At 68.7% G+C, this 21,299-nt stretch carries 17 protein-coding genes; 15 read left to right on the top strand and 2 right to left on the bottom strand.

The window, feature by feature from the left end:
- Positions 1–74: 74 nt before the first annotated feature.
- Positions 75–2,177, bottom strand: a complete 2,103-nt coding sequence (locus tag J2X58_RS14370) for a prolyl oligopeptidase family serine peptidase (protein WP_310049002.1) — start codon at positions 2,175–2,177, stop codon at positions 75–77.
- Between the two features lie 146 nt (positions 2,178–2,323).
- Here J2X58_RS14370 and J2X58_RS14375 point away from each other — a divergent pair, with 146 nt between their 5' ends.
- The 10 genes from J2X58_RS14375 (at position 2,324) to J2X58_RS14420 (ending at position 15,082) form a co-directional block, all read left to right on the top strand.
- On the top strand, positions 2,324–4,741 hold the full coding sequence (locus J2X58_RS14375; RefSeq protein WP_310049003.1) for a prolyl oligopeptidase family serine peptidase: 2,418 nt from the start codon (positions 2,324–2,326) through the stop codon (positions 4,739–4,741).
- A 263-nt stretch (positions 4,742–5,004) separates the two neighbouring features.
- Positions 5,005–5,097, top strand: a complete 93-nt coding sequence (gene kdpF, locus J2X58_RS14380) for a K(+)-transporting ATPase subunit F (protein WP_090057938.1) — start codon at positions 5,005–5,007, stop codon at positions 5,095–5,097.
- On the top strand, positions 5,094–6,815 hold the full coding sequence (gene kdpA / locus J2X58_RS14385) for a potassium-transporting ATPase subunit KdpA (RefSeq protein WP_310049004.1): 1,722 nt from the start codon (positions 5,094–5,096) through the stop codon (positions 6,813–6,815). Before kdpF ends, kdpA begins: the two co-directional genes overlap by 4 nt.
- Before the next feature lie 3 nt (positions 6,816–6,818).
- Positions 6,819–8,891, top strand: a complete 2,073-nt coding sequence (gene kdpB / locus J2X58_RS14390; RefSeq protein WP_310049005.1) for a potassium-transporting ATPase subunit KdpB — start codon at positions 6,819–6,821, stop codon at positions 8,889–8,891.
- Between the two features lie 14 nt (positions 8,892–8,905).
- Complete coding sequence (locus tag J2X58_RS14395; protein WP_090057931.1) at positions 8,906–9,100, top strand: hypothetical protein; 195 nt, start codon at positions 8,906–8,908, stop codon at positions 9,098–9,100.
- A 52-nt stretch (positions 9,101–9,152) separates the two neighbouring features.
- Entirely contained in the window at positions 9,153–10,571 is a 1,419-nt protein-coding gene (locus tag J2X58_RS14400; protein ID WP_310049006.1) for an outer membrane beta-barrel protein, read from the top strand.
- A 14-nt stretch (positions 10,572–10,585) separates the two neighbouring features.
- The gene (gene kdpC, locus J2X58_RS14405) at positions 10,586–11,161 is read left to right on the top strand and encodes a potassium-transporting ATPase subunit KdpC (protein WP_310049007.1); all 576 of its coding nucleotides are present in this window, start codon (positions 10,586–10,588) and stop codon (positions 11,159–11,161) included.
- A gap of 78 nt (positions 11,162–11,239) precedes the next feature.
- Positions 11,240–13,900 carry a sensor histidine kinase KdpD gene (locus J2X58_RS14410; protein WP_310049008.1) on the top strand — a complete coding sequence of 887 codons (2,661 nt, stop codon included), beginning with the start codon at positions 11,240–11,242 and terminating at the stop codon, positions 13,898–13,900.
- The gene (locus J2X58_RS14415; RefSeq protein ID WP_090175086.1) at positions 13,897–14,595 is read left to right on the top strand and encodes a response regulator; all 699 of its coding nucleotides are present in this window, start codon (positions 13,897–13,899) and stop codon (positions 14,593–14,595) included. Before J2X58_RS14410 ends, J2X58_RS14415 begins: the two co-directional genes overlap by 4 nt.
- Before the next feature lie 148 nt (positions 14,596–14,743).
- Positions 14,744–15,082 carry a hypothetical protein gene (locus J2X58_RS14420; protein WP_090057918.1) on the top strand — a complete coding sequence of 113 codons (339 nt, stop codon included), beginning with the start codon at positions 14,744–14,746 and terminating at the stop codon, positions 15,080–15,082.
- A 177-nt stretch (positions 15,083–15,259) separates the two neighbouring features.
- Here J2X58_RS14420 and J2X58_RS14425 read toward each other — a convergent pair whose 3' ends face one another.
- On the bottom strand, positions 15,260–16,048 hold the full coding sequence (locus J2X58_RS14425) for a helix-turn-helix transcriptional regulator (protein WP_090175087.1): 789 nt from the start codon (positions 16,046–16,048) through the stop codon (positions 15,260–15,262).
- A gap of 141 nt (positions 16,049–16,189) precedes the next feature.
- Between J2X58_RS14425 and J2X58_RS14430 the strand changes: the two genes are divergently transcribed.
- The 5 genes from J2X58_RS14430 (at position 16,190) to J2X58_RS14450 (ending at position 21,294) form a co-directional block, all read left to right on the top strand.
- Complete coding sequence (locus tag J2X58_RS14430; RefSeq protein ID WP_090057914.1) at positions 16,190–16,447, top strand: hypothetical protein; 258 nt, start codon at positions 16,190–16,192, stop codon at positions 16,445–16,447.
- Positions 16,448–16,508: 61 nt separating this feature from the next.
- Positions 16,509–16,970 (top strand): MarR family transcriptional regulator, encoded by a 462-nt coding sequence (locus tag J2X58_RS14435; RefSeq protein ID WP_090057911.1) that lies wholly within the window; start codon positions 16,509–16,511, stop codon positions 16,968–16,970.
- A gap of 23 nt (positions 16,971–16,993) precedes the next feature.
- Positions 16,994–18,454 carry an efflux transporter outer membrane subunit gene (locus tag J2X58_RS14440; protein ID WP_310049009.1) on the top strand — a complete coding sequence of 487 codons (1,461 nt, stop codon included), beginning with the start codon at positions 16,994–16,996 and terminating at the stop codon, positions 18,452–18,454.
- Positions 18,455–18,476: 22 nt separating this feature from the next.
- Positions 18,477–19,688 (top strand): HlyD family efflux transporter periplasmic adaptor subunit, encoded by a 1,212-nt coding sequence (locus tag J2X58_RS14445; protein ID WP_090057906.1) that lies wholly within the window; start codon positions 18,477–18,479, stop codon positions 19,686–19,688.
- Positions 19,689–19,761: 73 nt separating this feature from the next.
- Entirely contained in the window at positions 19,762–21,294 is a 1,533-nt protein-coding gene (locus tag J2X58_RS14450; protein ID WP_090057904.1) for a DHA2 family efflux MFS transporter permease subunit, read from the top strand.
- Positions 21,295–21,299 lie beyond the last annotated feature (5 nt).

The following is a 21,299-nucleotide window of genomic DNA, read 5'->3' on the forward strand; positions in this document are numbered from 1 at the left end:
ATCTTTTTGCCGAGAGCCGCAGGTCCTGTTGCTCACGGCCTCAAGAGATGTCGCGCGCAGGGCGCGCTCCTACATCATTCGCCCAGGCCCAGCTCGGTCGCGAAGAACGTCATCGACAGGGCCTGGTTGCCCACTCGCTGGCTGAAGGGCGCGCCGATGCCGTGGCCCGCGTTCATGCGGGTGAGGAGCAGGACCGGCTGGCCGGACGTGGTGGCGTCCTGCAACGCCGCGGCGAACTTGCGCGACTGCCAGGGCGCGACGCGCGGATCGTTCGCGCCCGTGGTCAGCAGCACGGCCGGGTACTTCGTGCCCTTCTTCACGTTGTGCAGCGGCGAGTACGCGAGCGTGGCCTTCGCCTGTTCCGGATCGATCACGGTGCCGTACTCGCTGACGTTGTACGGGCCGTTGGCGAACGCGGTCTCGTGGCGCGGGACGTCGTAGATGCCGACCGAACCGACGACGGCGCGGAACTGCTGCGGATGCTGCGTGAGCGCGGCGCCCATGAGCAGTCCGCCGTTGCTGCCGCCGAGGATGCCGAGGTGTCCCGTGTCGGTCCACTTCGTGTCGATCAGGGCCTGCGACGCGGCGTAGAAATCGTCGAACACGTTCTGCTTGCGCAGCTTCTGGCCCTGTTCGTGCCACGCCTCGCCGAACTCGTTGCCGCCGCGGATGTTGGCGTAGGCCAGCACGCCGCCGCGCTCCAGCCAGGCGAGGTTCGCGCCCACGAAGCCCGGGGTGACCGGAATGCCGAAGCCGCCATAGCTGTACAGGATGGTCGGGCGCTTGCCGTTGGGCGTCGTCCCGTCCATCGCGATCACGGTGACCGGGATCTTGCTGCCGTCCTTCGAGGTGCCTTCGACGCGGGTGACGCGCAGCTTCGAATAATCGGCCGCCGGCTTCACCTCGAAGATGGTCTTGATGGCGCCCGTCGCACCATCGTACTCGGCCCAGTGCGTGGGCTGCGTCCAGCCGGCGTACGTGATCAGCGCCTTGTCCTGGCCCTTCTCCGCGGCCACGCCGCCGATCGCGATGCCGGTGGCGGGAAGCGGCACGCGGCGGACGAAGGCGGCTTTCGCGTCGTACTGGTCGGCCCACCAGTCGGGACCCGCGCTGCGGACCACGAGGAAGCCGCCGCCGAGCGCGGTGACGTGCTGGATCGCACCCTTGCCTTCCGGCAGGACGTCGACGGCCTTGCCATCGGCGCCGATGCCCACGACCTTGCCTCGCGGCGCGCCGGCGAAGGTGACCACGTAGAGGCGGTCGCCGACCCAGCTCGCCGAACGCGCATCCGCCTCGCGACCGAGCACCTTCCTGAAGCTGCCGCCGCCGTCGCGGACGAAGACCTCGGCGGGGGCGCCATCGCCTTCGTTGGCGAGCAAAGCGGTCGACCGTCCACCATTGCCTTCGAGCAGGATGTACTCGGCGACGTGCGAATACCCCTTGCCGAACACCGTCGTGTCCTTCGCCGCCGGCTGGCCGATGACGTGGTGGGCGAGGTACGCGTCGAACTCACGCAGCGGCTTGTCCTTCGTCGGCGCGTCGAAACGCGCGTAGGTCACGCCTTTCTCGTCGGCATCCCAGGCGAGCGCCTGTGGCGTCGTACCTCCGCCGGCATAGGGCAGCTCATCGGCGAGCGCCTTGCCCGTCGTGGTGTCGAGGATGTGGATGGTGGTCAGCTCGCTGCCGCCCTCGGCGGTGCCGTAGGCGAGATAACGGCCGCTCGGCGAGGGCCAGTACGCCGTGATCGCGGTGCTGCCGTCACCCTGGTTGAGGTCGACCAGCGTGCGCTTCGGGCCGTCCGGCCAGGACTGCGCGACCAGCACCGGCTGTGGCTGCGGCGGCGTGTTCTCGAAATAGAACAGCGTGCCGCCCGCGAGCGTCGGCGACGATCGCGTGGTGGAGGTGATCGCGAGTTCGCGGATGCGCGCGCTCAGTGCCTTGCCCAGCGGCATCGCGCCGATGGTCGCCTCCGTGTACGCGTTCTGCGCCTCGATCCACGTCGTAACCTCCGGTGCCGTCGGGTTCTCCAGCCAGCGGTAGGGGTCGTTCACGGCCTGGCCGGCGAGCGTTTCCGACACCACCCGCTTCGGCGTCGCCGGCGGGGTCGTCGAGGCCGCGTGGGCGCCGAAGGCGAGGAACAGGCTGGTGGCGAGAAGGCGAGGAACGATGACGCGCATGGGGAGACTCCCGGGGAGGATTCCCGAGGGTAGTAGGACCGCGCCCTGCGCGCGACCGCTTTTCGCGACGAACCCACGGCCCGCTCCCACCATGCGTCGCGCGCGCCTACCGGGTAAGCTCGCTCGTTTTCACGACGGACCGCCCGATGCGCGTACTCGCCACCGCCCTGCTGACCGTGCTCGCCGCCGCGCCCGCGCTCGCCGCGCCGCCGCCGCCGCTGGACATGGAAACGATCATGGCCGACCCGGACTGGATCGGCCCGGCGGTCGAAGACATCTACTGGAGCGTCGACGGCGGCCAGGTCTATTACTCGCAGAAGCGCGACGGCAGCCCGGTGCGCGATCTCTGGCGTGTCCCCGCGCGCGGCGGCGCGCCGGAGCGGCTCGATCCCGCCGCCGTCGCGCAAGCCGACGGTGGCAAGGCCGTGTTCGACCGCGAGCACCGGCGCGCGGCCTTCATCCGGCATGGCGATGTCTTCCTGCGCGACCTCGCCAGCGGCGCGACCGTGCAGGTGACGCGCTCGTCGGCGAAGGAGAGCGACCCGCGCTTCTCCGCCGATGGCCGCCTGCTCACCTTCCGCGCCGACAAGGACTGGTTCACCTATGCGGTGACGGGTGGGCCCGTCGCCCGGGCCGCCGAACTCGAAGAGAAGGACGATCCGAAGGCGAAGAAGCCCGATGCCCTCGCCGACGAGCAGCAGTCGCTGTTCAGCACCTTGCGTGGCCTGCGCGCGGACGAGGCGGCCATGAGCGCCGACGCGGACGCCCTCGCGGCGGCCGACCCGAACCGCGCGCCCAGGGCGTTCTGGCTCGGCAAGAACACGAGCGTCGCCGATACCTCGCTGTCGCCCGACGGCCGCTGGCTGCTCGTCGTCACGCAGGCGAAGGATGCCGACACGGGCAAGGTGGCCGACCTCACCCACTACGTGACCGACTCCGGCTACGCCGAGCCCGAGGCCACGCGCCCTTACGTCGGCCGTAACGATCCGGCGCCGCAGTCGCTGCGCCTGCTCGACCTGAAGACGCACGCGAGCTACGACCTCGACACCGGCAAGCTCCCGGGCATCGGCGAGGATCCGCTCGCCGACCTGCGTGCGAAGGCCATCGCCAGCCTGCGCAAGGAGGGCAAGGCCGATCGTGCCGATGCGCTCGCCGCGCCGAAGACGCGCCCGGTCATCGTCAACGGCGAGTACAGCCCGGGCATCGTGTGGAGCGACGACGGCCAGCGCGTCGCGGTGCAACTGCGCGCCATCGACAACAAGGATCGCTGGATCGCCACCGTCGACTTCGAACGGCACGCGCTCGTCAGCCAGCACCGCCTGACGGACACGGCGTGGATCAACTGGGACGGCAACGACTTCGGCTGGCTGCGCGACGGCCGCACGCTCTGGTACCTGAGCGAGGAATCCGGCTATGCCCACCTCTACGTGCGTGCCCCCGGCGGCAAGGCCACGGCGCTGACCGCCGGCCGCTTCGAGGTCGACCATCCGGTGCTGAGCCCGGACGGCACGCGCTTCTACGTGCGCAGCAACAAGGTCGCTCCCTACAGCTACGACATCTACAGCGTGCCGGTGCAGGGTGGGGAGCTCGCGCGCGTCACCTCGTACCAGGGCCTCGACGACTTCGCGCTCTCGCCGGACGGCCGTCAGCTGGCCGTGCTGCATTCGTCGCCGTACATCCCCTCGCAACTGGCCACCATCGGCGTCGACGGCGCCTCGCCGCGCGACCTGACCGACACCCGCAAGCCCGCGTTCAAGGCGCGCGAGTGGATCGCGCCGGCCATCGTCGGCGTGCCGTCGACGCACGGCGCGGGCACCGTCTGGGCGAAGTTCTACGGTCCCGCCGATGCGGCCGCCGCGGCGTCGCGTCCCGCCGTGATCTTCGTGCACGGCGCCGGTTACCTGCAGAACGTGCACCTGTCGTATCCGGCGTACTTCCGCGAGCAGATGTTCCACAACCTGCTCGTGCAGCGCGGCTACGTGGTGCTCGACATGGATTACCGCGCGTCGAAGGGCTACGGCCGCGACTGGCGCACGGCGATCTACCGCCAGATGGGTCACCCGGAACTCGACGACCTGCTCGACGGCAAGGCGTGGCTGGTCAGGGAGCACGGGGTGGACCCGAAGCGCGTCGGTATCTACGGCGGCAGCTACGGTGGCTTCATGACGTTGATGGCCCTGCTCCGCACGCCGGGCGAATTCGCCGCGGGCGCCGCGCTGCGCCCGGTCACGGACTGGACCAGCTACAACCACGAATACACGTCGAACATCCTCAACGATCCGCAGATCGACCCGGAAGCTTACAAGGCGAGTTCGTCGATCCAGTACGCCGACGCCCTGTCCGATCCCCTGCTCATCGAACATGGATTGATCGACGACAACGTCCTGGCGAGCGATTCGATCCGGCTTTACCAGCGCTTCATCGAGCTGCACAAGAAGAACTTCTGGATGTCGCTGTATCCGCTGGAACGGCACGGATTCGTGCACGCGGACTCCTGGTACGACGAGTACCGGCGCATCGACGAGCTGTTCCGCGAGAAGCTGGAGCCGGCGGCCACGAGGTGACATGTCGCGTGGTCGCCGGGGCCCACGGCGACCACGCACGGTCTTCGCGACCGCGCCCCCCAACGAAATTTACGCAAACGTTACGCCCCGCCCCCGCCGCGATACACCGTAAATATCGCGTAAGTCGAACAATGCGCGCCGTTATCCCCGACGGAACGCTCCCGTGGAACTCCTGTACGTCCTGCTCGTCGTCGTCCTCACGGCACTGACGATCGGCTTCCTCATGATCTGCGACCGCCTCGGTCGCCGCTGAGGAACTCGCCATGTCCATTTCCTACACGGTGGCCGCCCTCGTCGCGGTGGCGCTGACCGGTTACCTCTGCGTCGCACTGCTCAAGCCGGAGTGGTTCGAATGACCGCGAACGACGTCTTCCAGATCGGCCTGTTCCTGGCCTTGCTGCTCGCGCTGGTCAAACCGGTCGGCCAGTACATGGCGCTCGTCTTCGCCGACGAGCCCAACCGCGTCACCCGCGTCGGCGCCGGTGTCGAACGCCTGCTCTACCGCCTCGCGGGCATCCGCGCCGACGAGGACATGGGCTGGAAGCGTTACGCCATCGCCATGCTCGTGTTCAACGTCGCCGGTCTCGCGGTCGTCTACCTGCTCCAGCGCACGCAGCAGTGGCTGCCGCTGAACCCGCAGCACCTCGCCGCCGTCGCGCCCGATTCGGCCATGAACACCGCCATCAGCTTCGCCAGCAACACCAACTGGCAGGGCTACGCGGGCGAGTCGACCATGAGCTATCTCACGCAGGCGCTGGGCCTGACCGTGCAGAACTTCCTCTCGGCCGCCACCGGCATCGCCGTGCTGATCGCGATCGTGCGCGGCTTCGTGCGCCGCGGCGCCAGCACGCTGGGCAACTTCTGGGTGGACATGACCCGCGCGACGCTCTACGTCCTGCTGCCGCTGTCCGTCGTGATCGCGCTGCTGTTCGTATCACAGGGCGTCGTGCAGAACATCGCGCCCTACCTCGACGTCACGACATTGGAGCACGCCCGGCAGACGCTGCCGATGGGCCCGGTCGCTTCGCAGGAAGCCATCAAGATGCTCGGCACGAACGGCGGTGGCTTCTTCAACGCCAACTCCGCGCATCCGTTCGAGAACCCGACGCCGTTCTCCAATTTCGTCCAGATGCTGGCGATCTTCATCATTCCGGCGGCACTTTGCTACACGTTCGGCAGCATGGTCGGCGACCGCCGCCAGGGCTGGGCGATCCTCGCCACCATGCTGCTTCTTTTCGTGCCGCTGACCCTCGGCCTCGTCGCCGCCGAACAGGCCGGCAATCCGGCGTTCCACGGCCTGGCCGTCGACGCGCAGGCGAGCGCGCTGCAGGCCGGTGGCAACATGGAAGGCAAGGAGACGCGTTTCGGCATCGCCTCGTCGGGCCTGTTCGCGGCGATCACCACCGCGGCCTCGTGCGGCGCGGTGAACGCGATGCACGACTCGCTGACTCCGTTGGGCGGCCTCGTGCCGATGTGGCTCATGCAGCTGGGCGAGGTCGTCTTCGGCGGCGTCGGGTCCGGCCTGTACGGCATGCTCGCCTTCGCGGTCGTCGCGGTGTTCATCGCGGGCCTGATGGTCGGCCGCACCCCGGAATACCTCGGCAAGAAGATCGAGGCGCACGAGATGAAGATGGCGAGCCTGGCCGTCCTCATTCCCTGCGCGCTGGTGGTGATCTGCACCGCGATCGCGGTGATGGCGCCGGCTGGTGTCGCCGGCGTGGCCAACCCGGGCGCGCATGGCTTCAGCGAAATGCTTTACGCGGTGACCTCGGCGTCGAACAACAACGGCAGCGCGTTCGCCGGTCTCTCGGCCAACACGCCGTTCTGGAACGTCCTGCTCGGCATCTGCATGTTCCTGGCGCGCTTCCCGCTCGCGATCGCCATGCTAGCGATGGCCGGCTCCCTCGCCGCGAAGCGTGCCGTTCCGGTGTCCGCGGGCACGCTGCCCACGCACACGCCGCTGTTCGTCGCCCTGCTGGCGTGCGTCGTCATCGTCGTCGGCGCACTGACCTTCCTCCCGGCGCTGGCCCTCGGGCCGATCGCCGAACAACTGATGTCCGCCACGGGCCACTGATCCATGACTACGCATGCCCCCGTCGCGCGCGGCTTCGACCGTGCGCTGGTCACCCGCGCCCTGAAGGACGCGTTCCTCAAGCTCTCGCCGCGCCTGCAGTTCCGCAATCCGGTGATGTTCGTCGTGTTCGTCTGCAGCGTGCTGACCACGCTGCTCTGGGTGCAGGCCCTGGCCGGTCATGGCGAGGCGCCCGCCGGCTTCATCTTCTGGGTCAGCCTGTGGCTGTGGTTCACCCTGCTCTTCGCGAACTTCGCGGAGGCCCTGGCCGAGGGTCGTGGCAAGGCGCAGGCGGACTCGCTGCGCGGCTCGCGTCGCGACGTGATGGCGAAGAAGCTCGCATCGGCGAACCGCGAGGCGGCGGTCGTCTTCACGCCGTCGAGCGAGCTGCGCAGCGGACACCACGTGCTGGTCGAAGCCGGCGACATCGTGCCGGGCGACGGTGAAATCGTCGAAGGCGCGGCCAGCGTGGACGAGAGCGCGATCACCGGCGAGTCCGCCCCCGTGATCCGCGAATCCGGCGGCGACCGCAGCGCGGTCACCGGTGGCACGCGCGTACTCTCCGACTGGTTGGTCGTGCGCATCGCCAGCAACCCCGGCGAGAGCTTCCTCGACCGCATGATCGCGATGGTGGAAGGCGCGTCGCGCCGCAAGACGCCGAACGAGATCGCGCTGACCATCCTGCTGGCGAAGTTCACGCTGATCTTCCTGCTCGCCTGCGCCACCCTGCTGCCGTACTCGATCTACAGCGTGCAGGCGGCCGGCAGCGGCCACCCGATCACGCTGACGGTGCTCGTCGCACTGCTCGTCTGCCTGATTCCGACGACGATCGGCGCGCTGCTCTCGGCGATCGGCATCGCCGGCATGGACCGCATGATCCGCGCCAACGTCATCGCCACGTCCGGCCGCGCGGTGGAAGCCGCGGGCGACGTCGACGTGCTGCTGCTCGACAAGACCGGCACGATCACGCTGGGCAACCGCCAGGCGGTGGCCTTCCATCCGGCGCCCGGCATCGAGGAGCGCGAGCTGGCGGAAGCCGCCGAACTGGCGTCGCGCGCCGACGAGACGCCGGAAGGCCGCAGCATCGTCGTGCTGGCGCAGAAGGCCTTCGGCTGGACCGAGCGCCGTAGCGAAGACCGCCGCGCCGTGTTCGTGCCGTTCTCGGCGCAGACGCGCATGAGCGGCGTCGACGCCGGCACGCGCCACATCCGCAAGGGTGCGATGGACGCGGTCGAGCGCTACCTCGACACGCAGGACTCGCACCTGCCGCCGCTGGTGCGCCGCATGGCCGAGGACGTCGCCCGCCGTGGCGCCACGCCGCTCGTCGTCGTCGACGGCTCGCTCACCCTTGGCGTCGTCGAGCTGAAGGACATCGTCAAGGACGGCATCAAGGAGCGCTTCGCGCAGCTGCGGCGCATGGGCATCCGCACGGTGATGATCACCGGCGACAACCCGCTCACCGCTGCCGCCATCGCCGCCGAGGCGGGGGTGGACGATTTCCTCGCCGAGGCCACGCCGGAAGCGAAGCTGAAGCTGATCCGCGACATGCAGGCGGAAAACCGCCTCGTCGCGATGTGCGGCGACGGTACCAATGACGCACCCGCGCTTGCGCAGGCCGACGTGGCGGTCGCGATGAACAGCGGCACGCAGGCCGCCAAGGAGGCCGGCAACATGGTCGACCTCGACTCGAACCCGACCAAGCTGATCGAGGTGGTGGGCATCGGCAAGCAGATGCTGATCACGCGAGGCGCGCTGACCACGTTCTCGATCGCGAACGACATCGCCAAGTACTTCGCGATCATCCCGGCGGCGTTCGCGACGACCTACCCGGCGCTCGACCGGCTCAACGTCATGCACCTCGCGACACCGCAGAGCGCGATCCTGTCCGCGGTGATCTTCAACGCGCTGATCATCGTCTTCCTGATCCCGCTCGCCCTCAAGGGCGTCGCGTACCGCGCCCTGGGCGCCGCCGCGCTGCTTCGCCGCAACCTGCTCGTCTACGGCCTGGGCGGCGCGATCGTGCCGTTCATCGGCATCAAGCTCATCGACATGCTGCTGGTCCTCGTCGGACTGGCCTGAACCGAGGTCATCCCATGCAATCCGTGAAGCTCACCGTCGTCATCGACGATCGCGCCGATCTCGACATGGAAGTCCGCGTCGTCGCGCCGGAAGCGGCGGCGACGGCGGTAACGAACGCGCCCACGACGTTGCGCCGGCCGCACGTCGTGCCCGTCGCACGCGACACGGTCGACGACGAATACACGCTCGGCGGCTACGCCGGCATCTGACATCCACCCACCGACTTACCGAGAGGGGTCCCGCGAGGGATCGGTACACACTATGCGCACCACACGTTATGTCTTCGCCGCCGCCCTGCTGGCACTCGCTCCCTTCACCCGCGCGATGGCCGCCGACAGCGACGACTGCTCCCAGGGTTTCGCGTCGCGCTTCGCCGCGGCCTACCGCGAGGACGCCCGTCCGGCCGATCCCGACGCAGCGGCGCCGGCACGCCGTGCCATGCCCTCGCCGCTCCCGTCGCCGCCGTTCCCCTCGGCGGAATGGCAGCTCGGCGGCGTCGCCTATCCGATCGGCGTGCCCAATCTGAACACGCGCTACCCGCTCGAGAAGGCGCTCGCGTGCAACCGCTTCGGCAAGTGGATGACGGACAACCGCATCGAGATCTACGGCTGGCTCAACGCCTCGGCGAACGCCAGCACGTCGTCGCGCTCGAACTATCCCCTGTCCTACGCGACGCGGCCGAACCGCGTCGAGTTCAACCAGGCGCTGCTGCGCATCGAACGTCTCCCGGACACGGTGCAGACCGATCACGTCGACTGGGGCTTCCACCTCGACAACCTCTACGGCTACGACTACCACTACACCACGATGAAGGGCGTCTTCAGCAACCAGCTGCTGAACCATCCGCGCGCCGGGCAGGCGCTCAACGGCAAAACGTACGGCTACGACCCGATGCTCTTCTACGGCGAGATCTACCTGCCGCACGTGGCCGAGGGCATGGTGGTCCGCGTCGGCCGCTACCTGTCGCTGCCCGACATCGAGGCGCAGTTCTCGCCGAACAACTACCTCGTGACGCACTCGGTGCTCTACACCGTCGACCCGTACACGCAGATGGGCGTGATGACGACGACGCGGCTCAACGCGCAGTGGACCCTGCAGGTAGGCATCAACGGCGGTAACGACACGGCGGTGTGGAACCACTCGTCACGCCCGACGCTGCAGGCCTGCGTCCGCTGGGTGTCGAAAGACAACAACGACATGCTGTACCCCTGCGTCAACAGCTTCAACACCTCCGACTACAACTACAACAACGTGCAGATGTACGTGACGACGTGGGGCCATCGCTTCACCGACAACGTGCACATCCTCACGGAGGCCTATTACATGTATGGCCGCAACATCCCCGGCTTCGGCCCGGGTGGCGAACCCGGCGTGGTCGCCTCGTCGCCGCTGCCCGGAAAGGCCGGCGAATACGGCATCGTGAACTACCTCAACATCGCGCTGAATCCGCTGAACATGATCTCGATCCGTAACGAGTGGTACAACGACCAGAAGGGCCAGCGCACCGGCTACGCCACGCGCTACACGACCCATACGGTCGGACTCACGCACTGGGTCAGCCCCGATCTCGAGATCCGGCCCGAGGTGCGCGTCGAGAAGTCGTACGACATGCCCGCCTATGACCGTGGTCGCAAGGACTACCAGGCGAGCCTGATCGTCGACGCGATCTGGCACTACTGAGGAGAGCAGCCGCCATGGCAAAGATCCTGCGCAACGGTATCGTCCTGCTCCTGCTGCTCACCGCGGTGACCGGCGTGGCCTATCCGCTCGCCGTGACGGCTGTCGCCGCGGTGCTGTTCCCGGGGCAGGCGAACGGCAGCGTCGTCGAGCGCGACGGGAAACCGGTCGGCTCGTCGCTCATCGGCCAGTCCTTCACCACGCCCGGTTACTTCTGGGGGCGTCCGTCCGCGACCACACCTGGCCCGGACAACGCGGCCGCGTCGACCGGTTCGAATCTCGGCCCGACCAACCCGGCGCTGGCGGAGGCCGCGAAGCAACGAATCGCGGCACTCCGGGCCGCCGATCCCGGCAACGCGGCACCCGTGCCCGTCGAACTCGTCGCCGCGTCGGCCAGCGGTCTGGACCCGGAGATCTCTCCGGCGGCCGCCCGTTATCAGGTCGCGCGCGTGGCGCGCGCCCGCGGGCTGGATGTCGCAAAGGTGCAGGCGCTGGTCGACGAACACACGCAGCAGCGCCAGCTCGGCGTGCTCGGCGAGCCGCGGGTGAACGTGCTCGCGCTGAACATGGCGCTGGATTCCGTCGCCCGCTAACGGCCGCCCTACGCCGCGTGCGCTCCCGTGGCACTACGGCTAACCTTCGAACCGCACGTTTCCCCACCGGCGTTCTCCATGACCGATACCCGCGACGCCCGCGCCGATGCCTTGCTCAACGCGGTCAATGCCGAGGATGGCCAGCATCTGAAGGTCTTCCTCGGGGCCGCTCCCGGCGTCGGCAAGACATACGCGATGCTCGCGGCGGCGCGCGACATGCGCCGACAGGGTGTCGACGTCGTGGTCGGCCTGGTGGAAACGCATGGCAGGGCCGAGACCTCGGCGCTGCTCGAGGGCATGGAGATCCTGCCGACGCGCAAGGTACGGCATGCCGGCCGCGACTTCCGCGAGTTCGACCTCGAGGCGGCGCTGGTCCGCCGCCCGGCCGTGATCCTGGTGGACGAGCTGGCCCATACCAACCTGCCGGGCGGTCGTCATTCGCGTCGCTGGCAGGACATCGCCGAACTGCTGGATGCCGGCATCGAGGTCTACACCGCGCTGAACGTGCAGCACGTGGAAAGCCTCAACGACCAGGTGCGGCGGATCACCGGCGTGGCGGTGCGCGAAACGGTGCCCGACGCGTTCCTCGACCGGGCACGCGACATCGTGCTGGTCGACCTGCCGCCGCGCGAGCTCATCGCGCGGTTGCGGCAGGGCAAGGTCTACGTGCCCGAAACGGCGGCGGTCGCGCTGGAAGCGTTCTTCTCGCCCACGAACCTCGGCGCGCTGCGCGAACTCGCGGTGGAGACCGTGGCCTCGCACGTCGACAGCGACCTGCGCGACCACATGCTCGCGCGTGGCGGCGTCATGCCGGTACGGCGGCGGGTGATGGTGGCCATCGACGGCGCGGCGCAGAGCGACTACCTCGTGCGCGTGGCGCGGCGCATCGCGGAACGACGCGGCGCGCCGTGGAGCGTGGTCTTCGTCGACCGCGGCCGTGTCGATCCCGAACGGCGCGAGCGCGTCGACGCGGCGATGCGCCTCGCGCGTCGCCTGGGCGGTGAGGAGGTGGTGCTTCGCGGTCATGCGATCGCCGACGAACTCCTCGCATGGGCCGACCGCGAAGGCGTCGGCCAGATCATCGTCGGACGCACCCGCGAGCGTCCGATCGCGCGTCGCCTCGGCTACTCGCTGACGCAACGGCTGCTCCGCCGCGCGGCGCACCTGGAACTCACGATCGTCGCGACGCCCGCGGAGCGGGCGCGCGCACGCCACCGGTTGCGCGTCGGCAACGACCTCGGGTCGCGGCGCGAATACGGACTCGCCACGGTGGCGACGGTCATCGCGATGGCGTTCTCGTTCATCGCCGACCGGTTCCTCTCCGTCGCGAATCTCTCGCTCGTGTTCCTGACCGCCGTGCTGTTCGTCGCCGCCCGTACGCGCATGGCGGTCGCCGTGTACATGGCCCTGCTGTGTTTCGTCGGTTACAACTTCTTCTTCGCGCCACCGCGCTACACGCTGGCGATCGCCAACGCCGACGACGTGCTCGCGGTGGTCCTGTTCCTCGTCGCGGCACTCGTGTGCAGCCGGCTCGCGACGCGGCTCGCGGGTCAGGTGCAGTCGCTGCGCGCGGCGCAGGCGCGGGCTCGCACGCTCGTGTCGCTCGGGCAGCAGCTGGCCACGGCGAGCGACGCGGCGGCCGTGCGTCTCGTCGGTGCTCGCGCGCTCGCGCGCGCCCTGGACGTCGATGCCGCGATGCTCGTGCGCGATGCCTCGATGACCCTGGTGGCCGAGACGGCGGCACCGTCGCCCTTCGAGCTGACGCCGCAGGATCGCGCGGCGGCGGACTGGTGCGAGCAGCATGGCGAGCCCGCCGGTCGCTTCACCGATACGCTGCGCGCGGCGAACTGCTGGATGCTGCCCCTCGGGGGCGAAACGCAGGCCTCCGGCGTCGCCGCCCTGCGTTATCCCGCCGGGACGCGGGAGCCCGATGTGGACCGGCGTGGACTGGCGATGGCCATGGTGCAGGACATCGGCCAGGCGCTCGAGCGCGCGAGGCTGGCCGCGGAGCTCGAAGGCGCCCGCGTGAAGGCGGAGACCGAGGGCCTGCGCAACGCCCTGCTCTCGTCGGTGTCGCACGATCTCCGCTCGCCGCTCGCATCGATGATCGGGTCGGCCGGCACGCTGCTCAGTTACGACGAGAAGCTGCCCGCCGACGAACGGCACGCGCTGTTGCAGGCGATCCTCGGCGAGGGCCAGCGGCTCGATCGCTACATCCAGAACCTGCTCGACATGACGCGCCTCGGCCACGGCAATCTGACCCTGCACCGCGACTGGATCGACGCGGGTGAGGTCGTCGCGTCCGCGGTCGCGCGCATGCGCCAGCTCTTTCCCGACACGCGCATCGACGTGACGTTGCCGAAGGAGACCGTGCTGCTGCACGTGCATCCCGCGCTCGTCGAGCAGGCGTTGTTCAACATCCTCGAGAACGCCGCGCGCTTCTCGCCGCCGGGCGAGGCGGTGCGCGTCGTCGTGCGACGCGAGGCCGGACGCCTGCTGGTCGACGTCAACGACCGCGGGCCCGGCATTCCCGAGGAAGAGCGCGCGATGATCTTCGACATGTTCTATTCCGTCTCCCGCGGCGACCGGGGAGGGCAGGGCACGGGCCTCGGCCTCGCGATCTGCCGTGGCATGATCGGCGCCCACGGCGGCAACGTGGAGGCCTTGCCCCAGCCGGGCGGTGGCACGACCATGCGTATCTCGCTGCCCCTGTCCGATCCGCCCGACGAGAACCGATGAACCCTACCGCCCCCCGAGTGCTGGTGATCGACGACGAAGCGCAGATCCGCCGCTTCCTCGACATCGGGCTCCGCGCCGAGGGCTACCACGTGTTCCTCGCCGAAACGGGCGAGCAGGGCCTCGGGCTCGCGGCGACGCAGTCGCCCGACGTGGTGATCCTCGACATCGGCCTGCCCGATCGCGAGGGCCACGACGTGCTGCGCGAGATCCGCCAGTGGAGCGACGTGCCGGTGCTCATGCTCTCGGTGCGCGATGCGGAAAGCGAGAAGGTCAAGGCGCTCGATCTTGGCGCGAACGACTACGTGACCAAGCCGTTCGGCATCCAGGAACTGATGGCGCGTCTGCGCGTGCTGTTGCGCCAGGGTGCGAAGGGCGGTCAGGCCGATGCCCCCGTGCGCTACGACGATGGCACGCTGAGCGTCGACCTCGCCCGGCGCGAGGTGTTCCTCGACGGCGCGCCTGTCGCGCTCACGCGCAAGGAATTCGCGGTGCTGTCGCTGCTCGTGCGCCATCCGGGCCGCGTGGTCGGGCAGCAACAGATCCTGCGCGACGTGTGGGGCGCGACGCATACGCAGGACACGCATTACCTGCGGATCGTGATGGGCAAGCTGCGCCAGAAGCTCGGCGACGATCCGTCGACGCCGCGATGGCTGAAGACCGAGCCGGGTGTCGGGTATCGTTTCCCCGCGCATTGACGCGCCGGTCACGAGGCTTTCATCGCGGACGAGTCGCGCGTGATACGCGTCACACGCCGGGAGATCGGCCCGCATTTTCAGACTGGTCTGATGTGCTTTCCCACGGCATCGAACGACGCTCGCGCCTCCATCAAGAGAGGAGCGTCCCATGCACCGAACCACCCTCGTCCACCTGCTTCTGCCACTTGCCGTTTTCGCCCTGCCGGGCCACGCGCTCGCGGTTGATTGCGCCGCCGATCACTTCGTCGCCGGGCAGCGCACGCTGCCCACCCACGGCGAGGCGATGGCGCAATGCCGCGCCGAAGAACTGGCGATGACGGACCCGGACCGCGGTAACTACGAAGCGCAGCGATCCTGCTACGACGTGACGTCGCCGGGCATGCACGGCGAGTGGCAGCATGGACGCATCGCCGTCGATGTCGTGGAGCGCGAGTCGGGCGACGCATACACGTTCGAGGCGCTCTGGATGTGCAAGCCGCTGAACTGACGAACTGCTGCCGTGGTGGGAGCTGACCTGGCCGCGACCTTCGCTTGTGGGAGCGGACCTGGCCGCAACCTTCGCCTGTGGGAGCGGACCTGGCCGCGACGGCTTTTCGCGAAGCGCGACAGAACCTGCGGCGTTAGGCGAAAAGCGAATCGCGGCCAGGTCCGCTCCTACAGCGGCTCAGCCGAGCGCCTGCCGCGCCAGGTACCGGCCGGGCGAATCGCCGAAGGCCTTGCGGAACATCGCCACGAACGCGCTCGGCGTGGCATAGCCGAGCGCGTCCGACACGAGCGACACCGGATCGCCGTTCGCAAGCCGCTCCAGCGCGCACGCCAGGCGTGCCTGCTGTCGCCACTGCGCGACGCTGACCTGCGTTTCCTGGCGGAAGAGCCGCGTCAGCGTACGCACCGACATGCCGGCCCAGCTCGCCCATTCGTCGATGCCGCGGGTGTCGTCGGGACGTTCGTACATCGCCATGGCGATGCGGCGCAGGCGCCGGTCCTCGGGCCATGGGAGGTGCAGCTCCTCGACCGGCGCGCGGCGCATCTCGTCGAGCAGCACTTCGAACAGGCGGTCCCGGGCGGGATCCGGCGGCGCGTCGAGCGGCCAGCTGGCAGCCCGTTTGACGATGGCGCGGAAGAGGTCGTTGACGCCGAACACGCAGGGCCGGTCCGGTAGCGTGGCGGCGACGGACGGCGCGATGAACACCGCCCACGCATGGCTCGGGCCCGCGATGCTCACGGTGTGGCGGGTGCCCGGCGGCATCCAGCCGGCACGGTGCGGCGGCAGGAGCCACGACCCGTGATCCGTTCGGGTGATGACAAGCCCCTGTTCCACGTAAAAAAACTGGCCACGCACATGGCTGTGCCAGTCGATCTCCTTCAACGGAATCTCCCCGCGCGCCTCGTAGGCGACGAGGGGCGGGCCGTCGGCCGATTCCAGCAGGTCGTGCACGGCGTCGTGGAGCATGTTGGCCGATCCTCGATATAAGTTGGCCCGATGACGATAACAGGCCTAAAGCTTCCTCGCTAACATTTGCAGTCCCAACTATCTGTCCCGTATGGCGCGCCCCAGGCACCCGGAAGGGACCTCGACACGGAGATCGTCCCCATGATCCGTCTCGTTACCCATGACCACGACCAGCTCGGCGAAGGCCGGGAAGCCGGCGACGCGCTGGTGACCTTCGTGGCCTGCGCCCACGCCATGCTCGACCCGGCGACGCCGGAAGAGCAGGTGCGGCGCCTCGAAACCCGCCTCCTGGCCCAACTGCCGACCCTGCGCGCGCTCGGCGTCTTCGATCTCTTCGACATCCGCGATCCGGCCCTGGCCACGCTGCTGGCGGACGAGGATGAACTGATGCCGACCTGACAATATCTGCCCTACGCATATTTGCCTTGACAACTATATTCCGGGCAATAGAATATGCGTCATGAACAAGGCCGCATGCCCCACTTCGCCCGATGGTCGTGACAGCCTCGGGTCCCTCATCGGCTCGGTCCGCGGCGAAATCGTCCGCGCGATCGAGTCCGATCTGGCGCAACTCGGCGTCGGGCTGAAGTTCACCCAGTTCCACATGCTGAAGTACCTGGCGCTGCACGGATCGACGTCGGCATCGGAGCTCGCGCGAGGTGTGAACCTCGATGCCGGCGCCATGACCCGCCAGCTCGACCAGCTCGAGGCCAAGGGCTACCTGCGCCGCCAGCCGCACGAACAGGATCGCCGCGCGCTTCGCATCGAACTGACCGAGGCCGGCGTGGCCTTGTGGCGGCATCTGCACGAATCGAGCGCAGGCACGCTCGAGCGTGCGCAGCGCGACCTTTCTCCGGAAGAACGGGTACGGCTGCACGACTACCTGGGGCGCGTGCTCAACGCGCTCCGCGACAAAGACTGATTCAACCGTCGAGGCTACAACTCATGCGTCTGCACACTCTCGTGGCGGCCGTCGGCGCCGCGCTCATCCTTTCCGGCTGCGTGACCAGCCGCGGACTGGAGCCGCAGGGCCAGCTCAGCGATCCCTCCACCCTCCACGCCGACCGCAGCCTGGCGAAGGCGCAGGTCTCTCCGGCGAACTGGCCGGCCGCCGACTGGTGGACGGGCCTGGGTGACAGCCAGCTCGACGCGCTGATCGCCGAAGCGCTGAAGGGCAACCCGGATCTCGCCGTGGCCGAGGCGCGTGTGCGCCAGGCGCAGGCCCAGTCCGGCGCCGCGGACGCCGCGCGCGATCCGACCTTCGGCGTCGGTGGCGGCATCGCCGGCGCGCGCCTTCCGGGCACGCTGCTGCCGCCGCCCACCGGCAACCACTTCGGCTGGACGAAATACGGCTACGGCAATTTCAGCTGGGACCTCGACCTCTGGGGCGGGAAGCGCGACGCGTGGGAAGCCGCGGTAGGCGCGCAGCGCGCCAGCGAGATCGACGCGCGCGCGGCGCGCATCGAGATCTCGACCAACGTCGCCCGGGCCTATGTGCAGCTCGGCTACGCCTTCACGCAGCTCGACGTCGCGAAGGCCGAACTCGAGCGCAGCCAGGCCTCGGGCACGTTGACGCGCCAGCGCGTCGCGGCCGGGGTCGACAACCAGATCCAGGTCAAGCAGGCCGACAGCGAAATCGCCACGGCGGAACGCGAAGTCGCCGTCGCGGAGCGCGCGATCGACAGCTCGCGCAGCGCGCTGAGCGTGCTGCTCGGCAAGGGCCCCGACCGTGGCCTCGACATCGCTCGCCCGGCCGCGCTCGCGCCGTCGGCCGTCGCCGTGCCCGCGAACCTGCCGGCCGATCTGCTGGGCCATCGTGCCGACCTCGTCGCCGCGCGCTGGCGCGTCGAAGCGGCGTCGAAGAGCATCGCCGCGGCGAAGACGGAGTTCCTCCCCAACGTGAGCCTCGGCATCCTCGCCGCGCAGGTCGCGCCGGGTTCGGAAAACCTGTTCTCCGCCCGTGCCCGCTTCGCGCAGATCCTGCCCGCCTTCAGCCTGCCGATCTTCGACGGCGGCCGCCTGCGCGCGAACCTCGCGGGTAAGGATGCCGACTACGACCTCGCCGTCGCGCAGTACAACAAGATCCTCGTCGGCGCGCTCAACGAAGTGTCCGACGATCTGTCGGCGCTCGATTCGACCGGCACGCAGATCGCGGCGCAGCAGCGCGCGCAGGACGCCGCGCAGCAGGCGTACGACCTCTCGCAGCAGCGCTACAAGGCCGGTGTCGGCAGCTACCTCGAATCGCTGATCGTGCGCCAGCAGCTGCTCCAGGCCGAGCAGCGCATGGCCGCACTCCGCGCGCAGCAGGTCGACACCTCCGTCCAACTGATCCAGGCGCTCGGCGGCGGCTTCCGCCCCGAGGCGGGCGACCAGCCGGTCGCCGCCGCCACGCCGGCCAACAACTAAGACTCGTCCCGAGGCCATTACGATGTCCCAAGAAAACACCGCCCCCGCCGGCGCCGTCGTCGCGCCGCCACCGAAGAGCCGTCGCGGGTTCTTCCTCAAGCTCCTCGTTGCCGTCATCGTGCTGGCCGGCATCGGCTGGACCGTGTGGTATTTCGTCGACGGTCGCTGGTACGAGGACACCGACGACGCCTACGTCAACGGCAACGTCGTGCAGATCACGCCGCAGATCGCGGCCACCGTCCTGTCGATCACGGCGGACGACGGCGACCTCGTGCACAAGGGCGACGTGCTGGTGAAGCTCGACAACGCCGATGCGCAGATCGCCCTGCTCAGCGCGCGCGCCGACCTCGCGAACACCGTCCGTCGCGTGCGCGGTCTGTACAACAACGTGACCTCCGCCCAGGCCGACGTCGCCGTCCGCCAGACGGCCGTCGACCGTGCCCGCGCCGATTACAACCGCCGCCGCGACCTCGCGAAGTCGGGTGCGATCTCGGCCGAGGAACTCTCGCACGCCCTCGACACGCTGACGTCGGCGGAAAGCAGCCTCGCCTCGGCGAAGCAGTCGTACAGCACGAGCAAGGTGCTGGTCGACGATACGGTGGTCGCGTCGCATCCCGACGTGCGCGCCGCGGCCGCGAAGCTCCGCTCGGCCTACCTCGACGAAGCGCGCACCACGATCGTCGCGCCGGTCGATGGCTACGTCGCCAAGCGCTCGGTGCAGCTTGGCCAGCGCGTCCAGCCGGGTGCGGCCCTCATGGCCGTCGTGCCGCTCCACGAGGTGTGGATCGACGCGAACTTCAAGGAAACGCAGCTCACGCACATGCGCATCGGCCAGCCGGTCGACGTCACGGCCGACGTGTACGGCAGCGACGTCGTCTACAAGGCGAAGATCCGCAGCCTCGGCATCGGCAGCGGCAGCGCGTTCTCCCTGCTGCCCGCGCAGAACGCGACGGGTAACTGGATCAAGATCGTGCAGCGCGTCCCGGTGCGCGTGGTCTTCACCGATCCCAAGCAGCTCGACGCCAAGCCGCTGCGCCTCGGCCTCTCCACCAAGGTGACCGTGTCGCTGCACGACCAGAACGGCGCGTTGCTGGCGCAGCAGCCGCCGGCGAAGCCGGAGTTCGCCACGGACGTGTACGACCACCGCCTCGATGGCGTGGATGCCGAGATCGCGAAGGTGATCCACGAGAACGCGGCCGCCGGCGAAGGCGAGCAGGAGAAGGCGCCGAAGTGAGGCGCCTTACCGGACGGTGCCGGCCCTCGCGCCGGCGCCGTCCCGTCATTTCCTTCCTAACCCAGGCTTTTCCATGAGCACCGAATTTCGACCGCCCAATCTGGCGCTGTCCACGGTCGGCCTCTCGCTCGCGACGTTCATGCAGGTGCTCGACACCACGATCGCGAACGTCTCGCTGCCCACCATCGCGGGCAACCTGGGCGTCAGTTCCAACCAGAGCACGTGGGTCATCACCTCGTTCGCGGTGAGCAACGCCATCGCGCTTCCGCTCACCGGCTTCCTCACCCGACGGTTCGGCGAGACCAAGCTCTTCGTCTGGGCGACGCTGCTCTTCTCGCTGGCGTCGTTCCTGTGCGGCATCGCGCAGAGCATGAGCATGCTGATCCTGTTCCGCGCCATCCAGGGTGCGGTCGCGGGTCCGATGTATCCCATCACGCAGAGCCTGCTGATCTCGATCTATCCACCCGCCAAACGCGGCATGGCGCTCGCGCTGCTCGCCATGGTCACGGTCGTCGCGCCCATCGCGGGTCCGATCCTCGGCGGCTGGATCACGGACAACTACACCTGGCCGTGGATCTTCTTCATCAACGTGCCGATCGGCATCTTCGCCAGCTTCGTGGTGGGTAACCAGATGAAGGGACGCCCGGAGACCACCGAGCGGCCGAAGGTGGACTACGTGGGCCTGATCACGCTCATCATCGGCGTGGGCGCGCTGCAGATCGTGCTCGACAAGGGCAACGACGAGGACTGGTTCTCGTCGACGTTCATCGTCATCACCGCGATCATCGCGGTCATCGGTCTCGCCGTGTTCCTGATCTGGGAGCTGACGGACAAGGATCCGATCGTCAACCTGAAGCTCTTCCGGCATCGCAATTTCGCGATGGGCACGTTGTGCCTCGTGCTGGCGTACGCGGCGTTCTTCGCCATCGGCCTGCTCGTGCCGCAGTGGCTCCAGCGCAACGTGGGTTACACGTCCACCTGGGCGGGTCTCGCGGCGGCACCGCTCGGCATCCTGCCCGTGATCCTGACGCCCTTCGTCGGCAAGTACTCGCACCGGTTCGACCTGCGCATCCTCGCTTCCGGCGCGTTCCTCGTCATGGGCGCCACGTGTTTCATGCGTTCGGACTTCTACCTGGACATCGACTTCTACAGCGTCGCGATGGTGCAGCTGATCCAGGGTCTCGGCGTCGCGCTGTTCTTCACCCCGGTGCTCACGATCCTGCTGTCGGACCTGCAGCCGCGGGAGATCGCGTCCGGCTCGGGCCTCGCCACGTTCCTGCGCACGCTGGGCGGCAGTTTCGCCGCCTCGCTGACGACGTTCCTCTGGGATCACCGCGCGATCGTGCACCACGAGCGTCTCGCGGAGCACATCACGCCGTTCGATCCCACATCGCAGCAGGCGCTGGCCCAGATCGGCCACGGCGATCCGCAGTACGCGGCGGCCGCGGTGAACCAGATGATCACGCAGCAGGGTTACCAGATCTCGTTCAACGAGGTGTTCCACATGCTGGGCTACGTGTTCATCGGACTGGTGCTGGTGGTCTGGCTCGCCAAGCCTCCGTTCACGGCCAAGGCCGGATCGGCGGCGACCGCCGGCGGGCACTGACGCCG

Origin of the sequence: Luteibacter sp. 3190, assembly GCF_031456385.1 — a bacterium.
GTDB lineage: Bacteria > Pseudomonadota > Gammaproteobacteria > Xanthomonadales > Rhodanobacteraceae > Luteibacter.

What these genes read in the sequence shown, in the direction of transcription:
- kdpA (WP_310049004.1), top strand. Translation starts at nt 5,094, where the DNA reads ATGACCGCGAACGACGTCTTCCAGATCGGCCTGTTCCTGGCCTTGCTG.
- J2X58_RS14430 (WP_090057914.1), top strand. Translation starts at nt 16,190, where the DNA reads ATGATCCGTCTCGTTACCCATGACCACGACCAGCTCGGCGAAGGCCGG.
- kdpF (WP_090057938.1), top strand. Translation starts at nt 5,005, where the DNA reads ATGTCCATTTCCTACACGGTGGCCGCCCTCGTCGCGGTGGCGCTGACC.
- J2X58_RS14410 (WP_310049008.1), top strand. Translation starts at nt 11,240, where the DNA reads ATGACCGATACCCGCGACGCCCGCGCCGATGCCTTGCTCAACGCGGTC.
- J2X58_RS14440 (WP_310049009.1), top strand. Translation starts at nt 16,994, where the DNA reads ATGCGTCTGCACACTCTCGTGGCGGCCGTCGGCGCCGCGCTCATCCTT.
- J2X58_RS14375 (WP_310049003.1), top strand. Translation starts at nt 2,324, where the DNA reads ATGCGCGTACTCGCCACCGCCCTGCTGACCGTGCTCGCCGCCGCGCCC.
- J2X58_RS14425 (WP_090175087.1), bottom strand. Translation starts at nt 16,048, where the DNA reads ATGCTCCACGACGCCGTGCACGACCTGCTGGAATCGGCCGACGGCCCG.
- kdpC (WP_310049007.1), top strand. Translation starts at nt 10,586, where the DNA reads ATGGCAAAGATCCTGCGCAACGGTATCGTCCTGCTCCTGCTGCTCACC.
- J2X58_RS14370 (WP_310049002.1), bottom strand. Translation starts at nt 2,177, where the DNA reads ATGCGCGTCATCGTTCCTCGCCTTCTCGCCACCAGCCTGTTCCTCGCC.
- kdpB (WP_310049005.1), top strand. Translation starts at nt 6,819, where the DNA reads ATGACTACGCATGCCCCCGTCGCGCGCGGCTTCGACCGTGCGCTGGTC.
- J2X58_RS14445 (WP_090057906.1), top strand. Translation starts at nt 18,477, where the DNA reads ATGTCCCAAGAAAACACCGCCCCCGCCGGCGCCGTCGTCGCGCCGCCA.
- J2X58_RS14420 (WP_090057918.1), top strand. Translation starts at nt 14,744, where the DNA reads ATGCACCGAACCACCCTCGTCCACCTGCTTCTGCCACTTGCCGTTTTC.
- J2X58_RS14400 (WP_310049006.1), top strand. Translation starts at nt 9,153, where the DNA reads ATGCGCACCACACGTTATGTCTTCGCCGCCGCCCTGCTGGCACTCGCT.
- J2X58_RS14395 (WP_090057931.1), top strand. Translation starts at nt 8,906, where the DNA reads ATGCAATCCGTGAAGCTCACCGTCGTCATCGACGATCGCGCCGATCTC.
- J2X58_RS14450 (WP_090057904.1), top strand. Translation starts at nt 19,762, where the DNA reads ATGAGCACCGAATTTCGACCGCCCAATCTGGCGCTGTCCACGGTCGGC.
- J2X58_RS14435 (WP_090057911.1), top strand. Translation starts at nt 16,509, where the DNA reads ATGAACAAGGCCGCATGCCCCACTTCGCCCGATGGTCGTGACAGCCTC.
- J2X58_RS14415 (WP_090175086.1), top strand. Translation starts at nt 13,897, where the DNA reads ATGAACCCTACCGCCCCCCGAGTGCTGGTGATCGACGACGAAGCGCAG.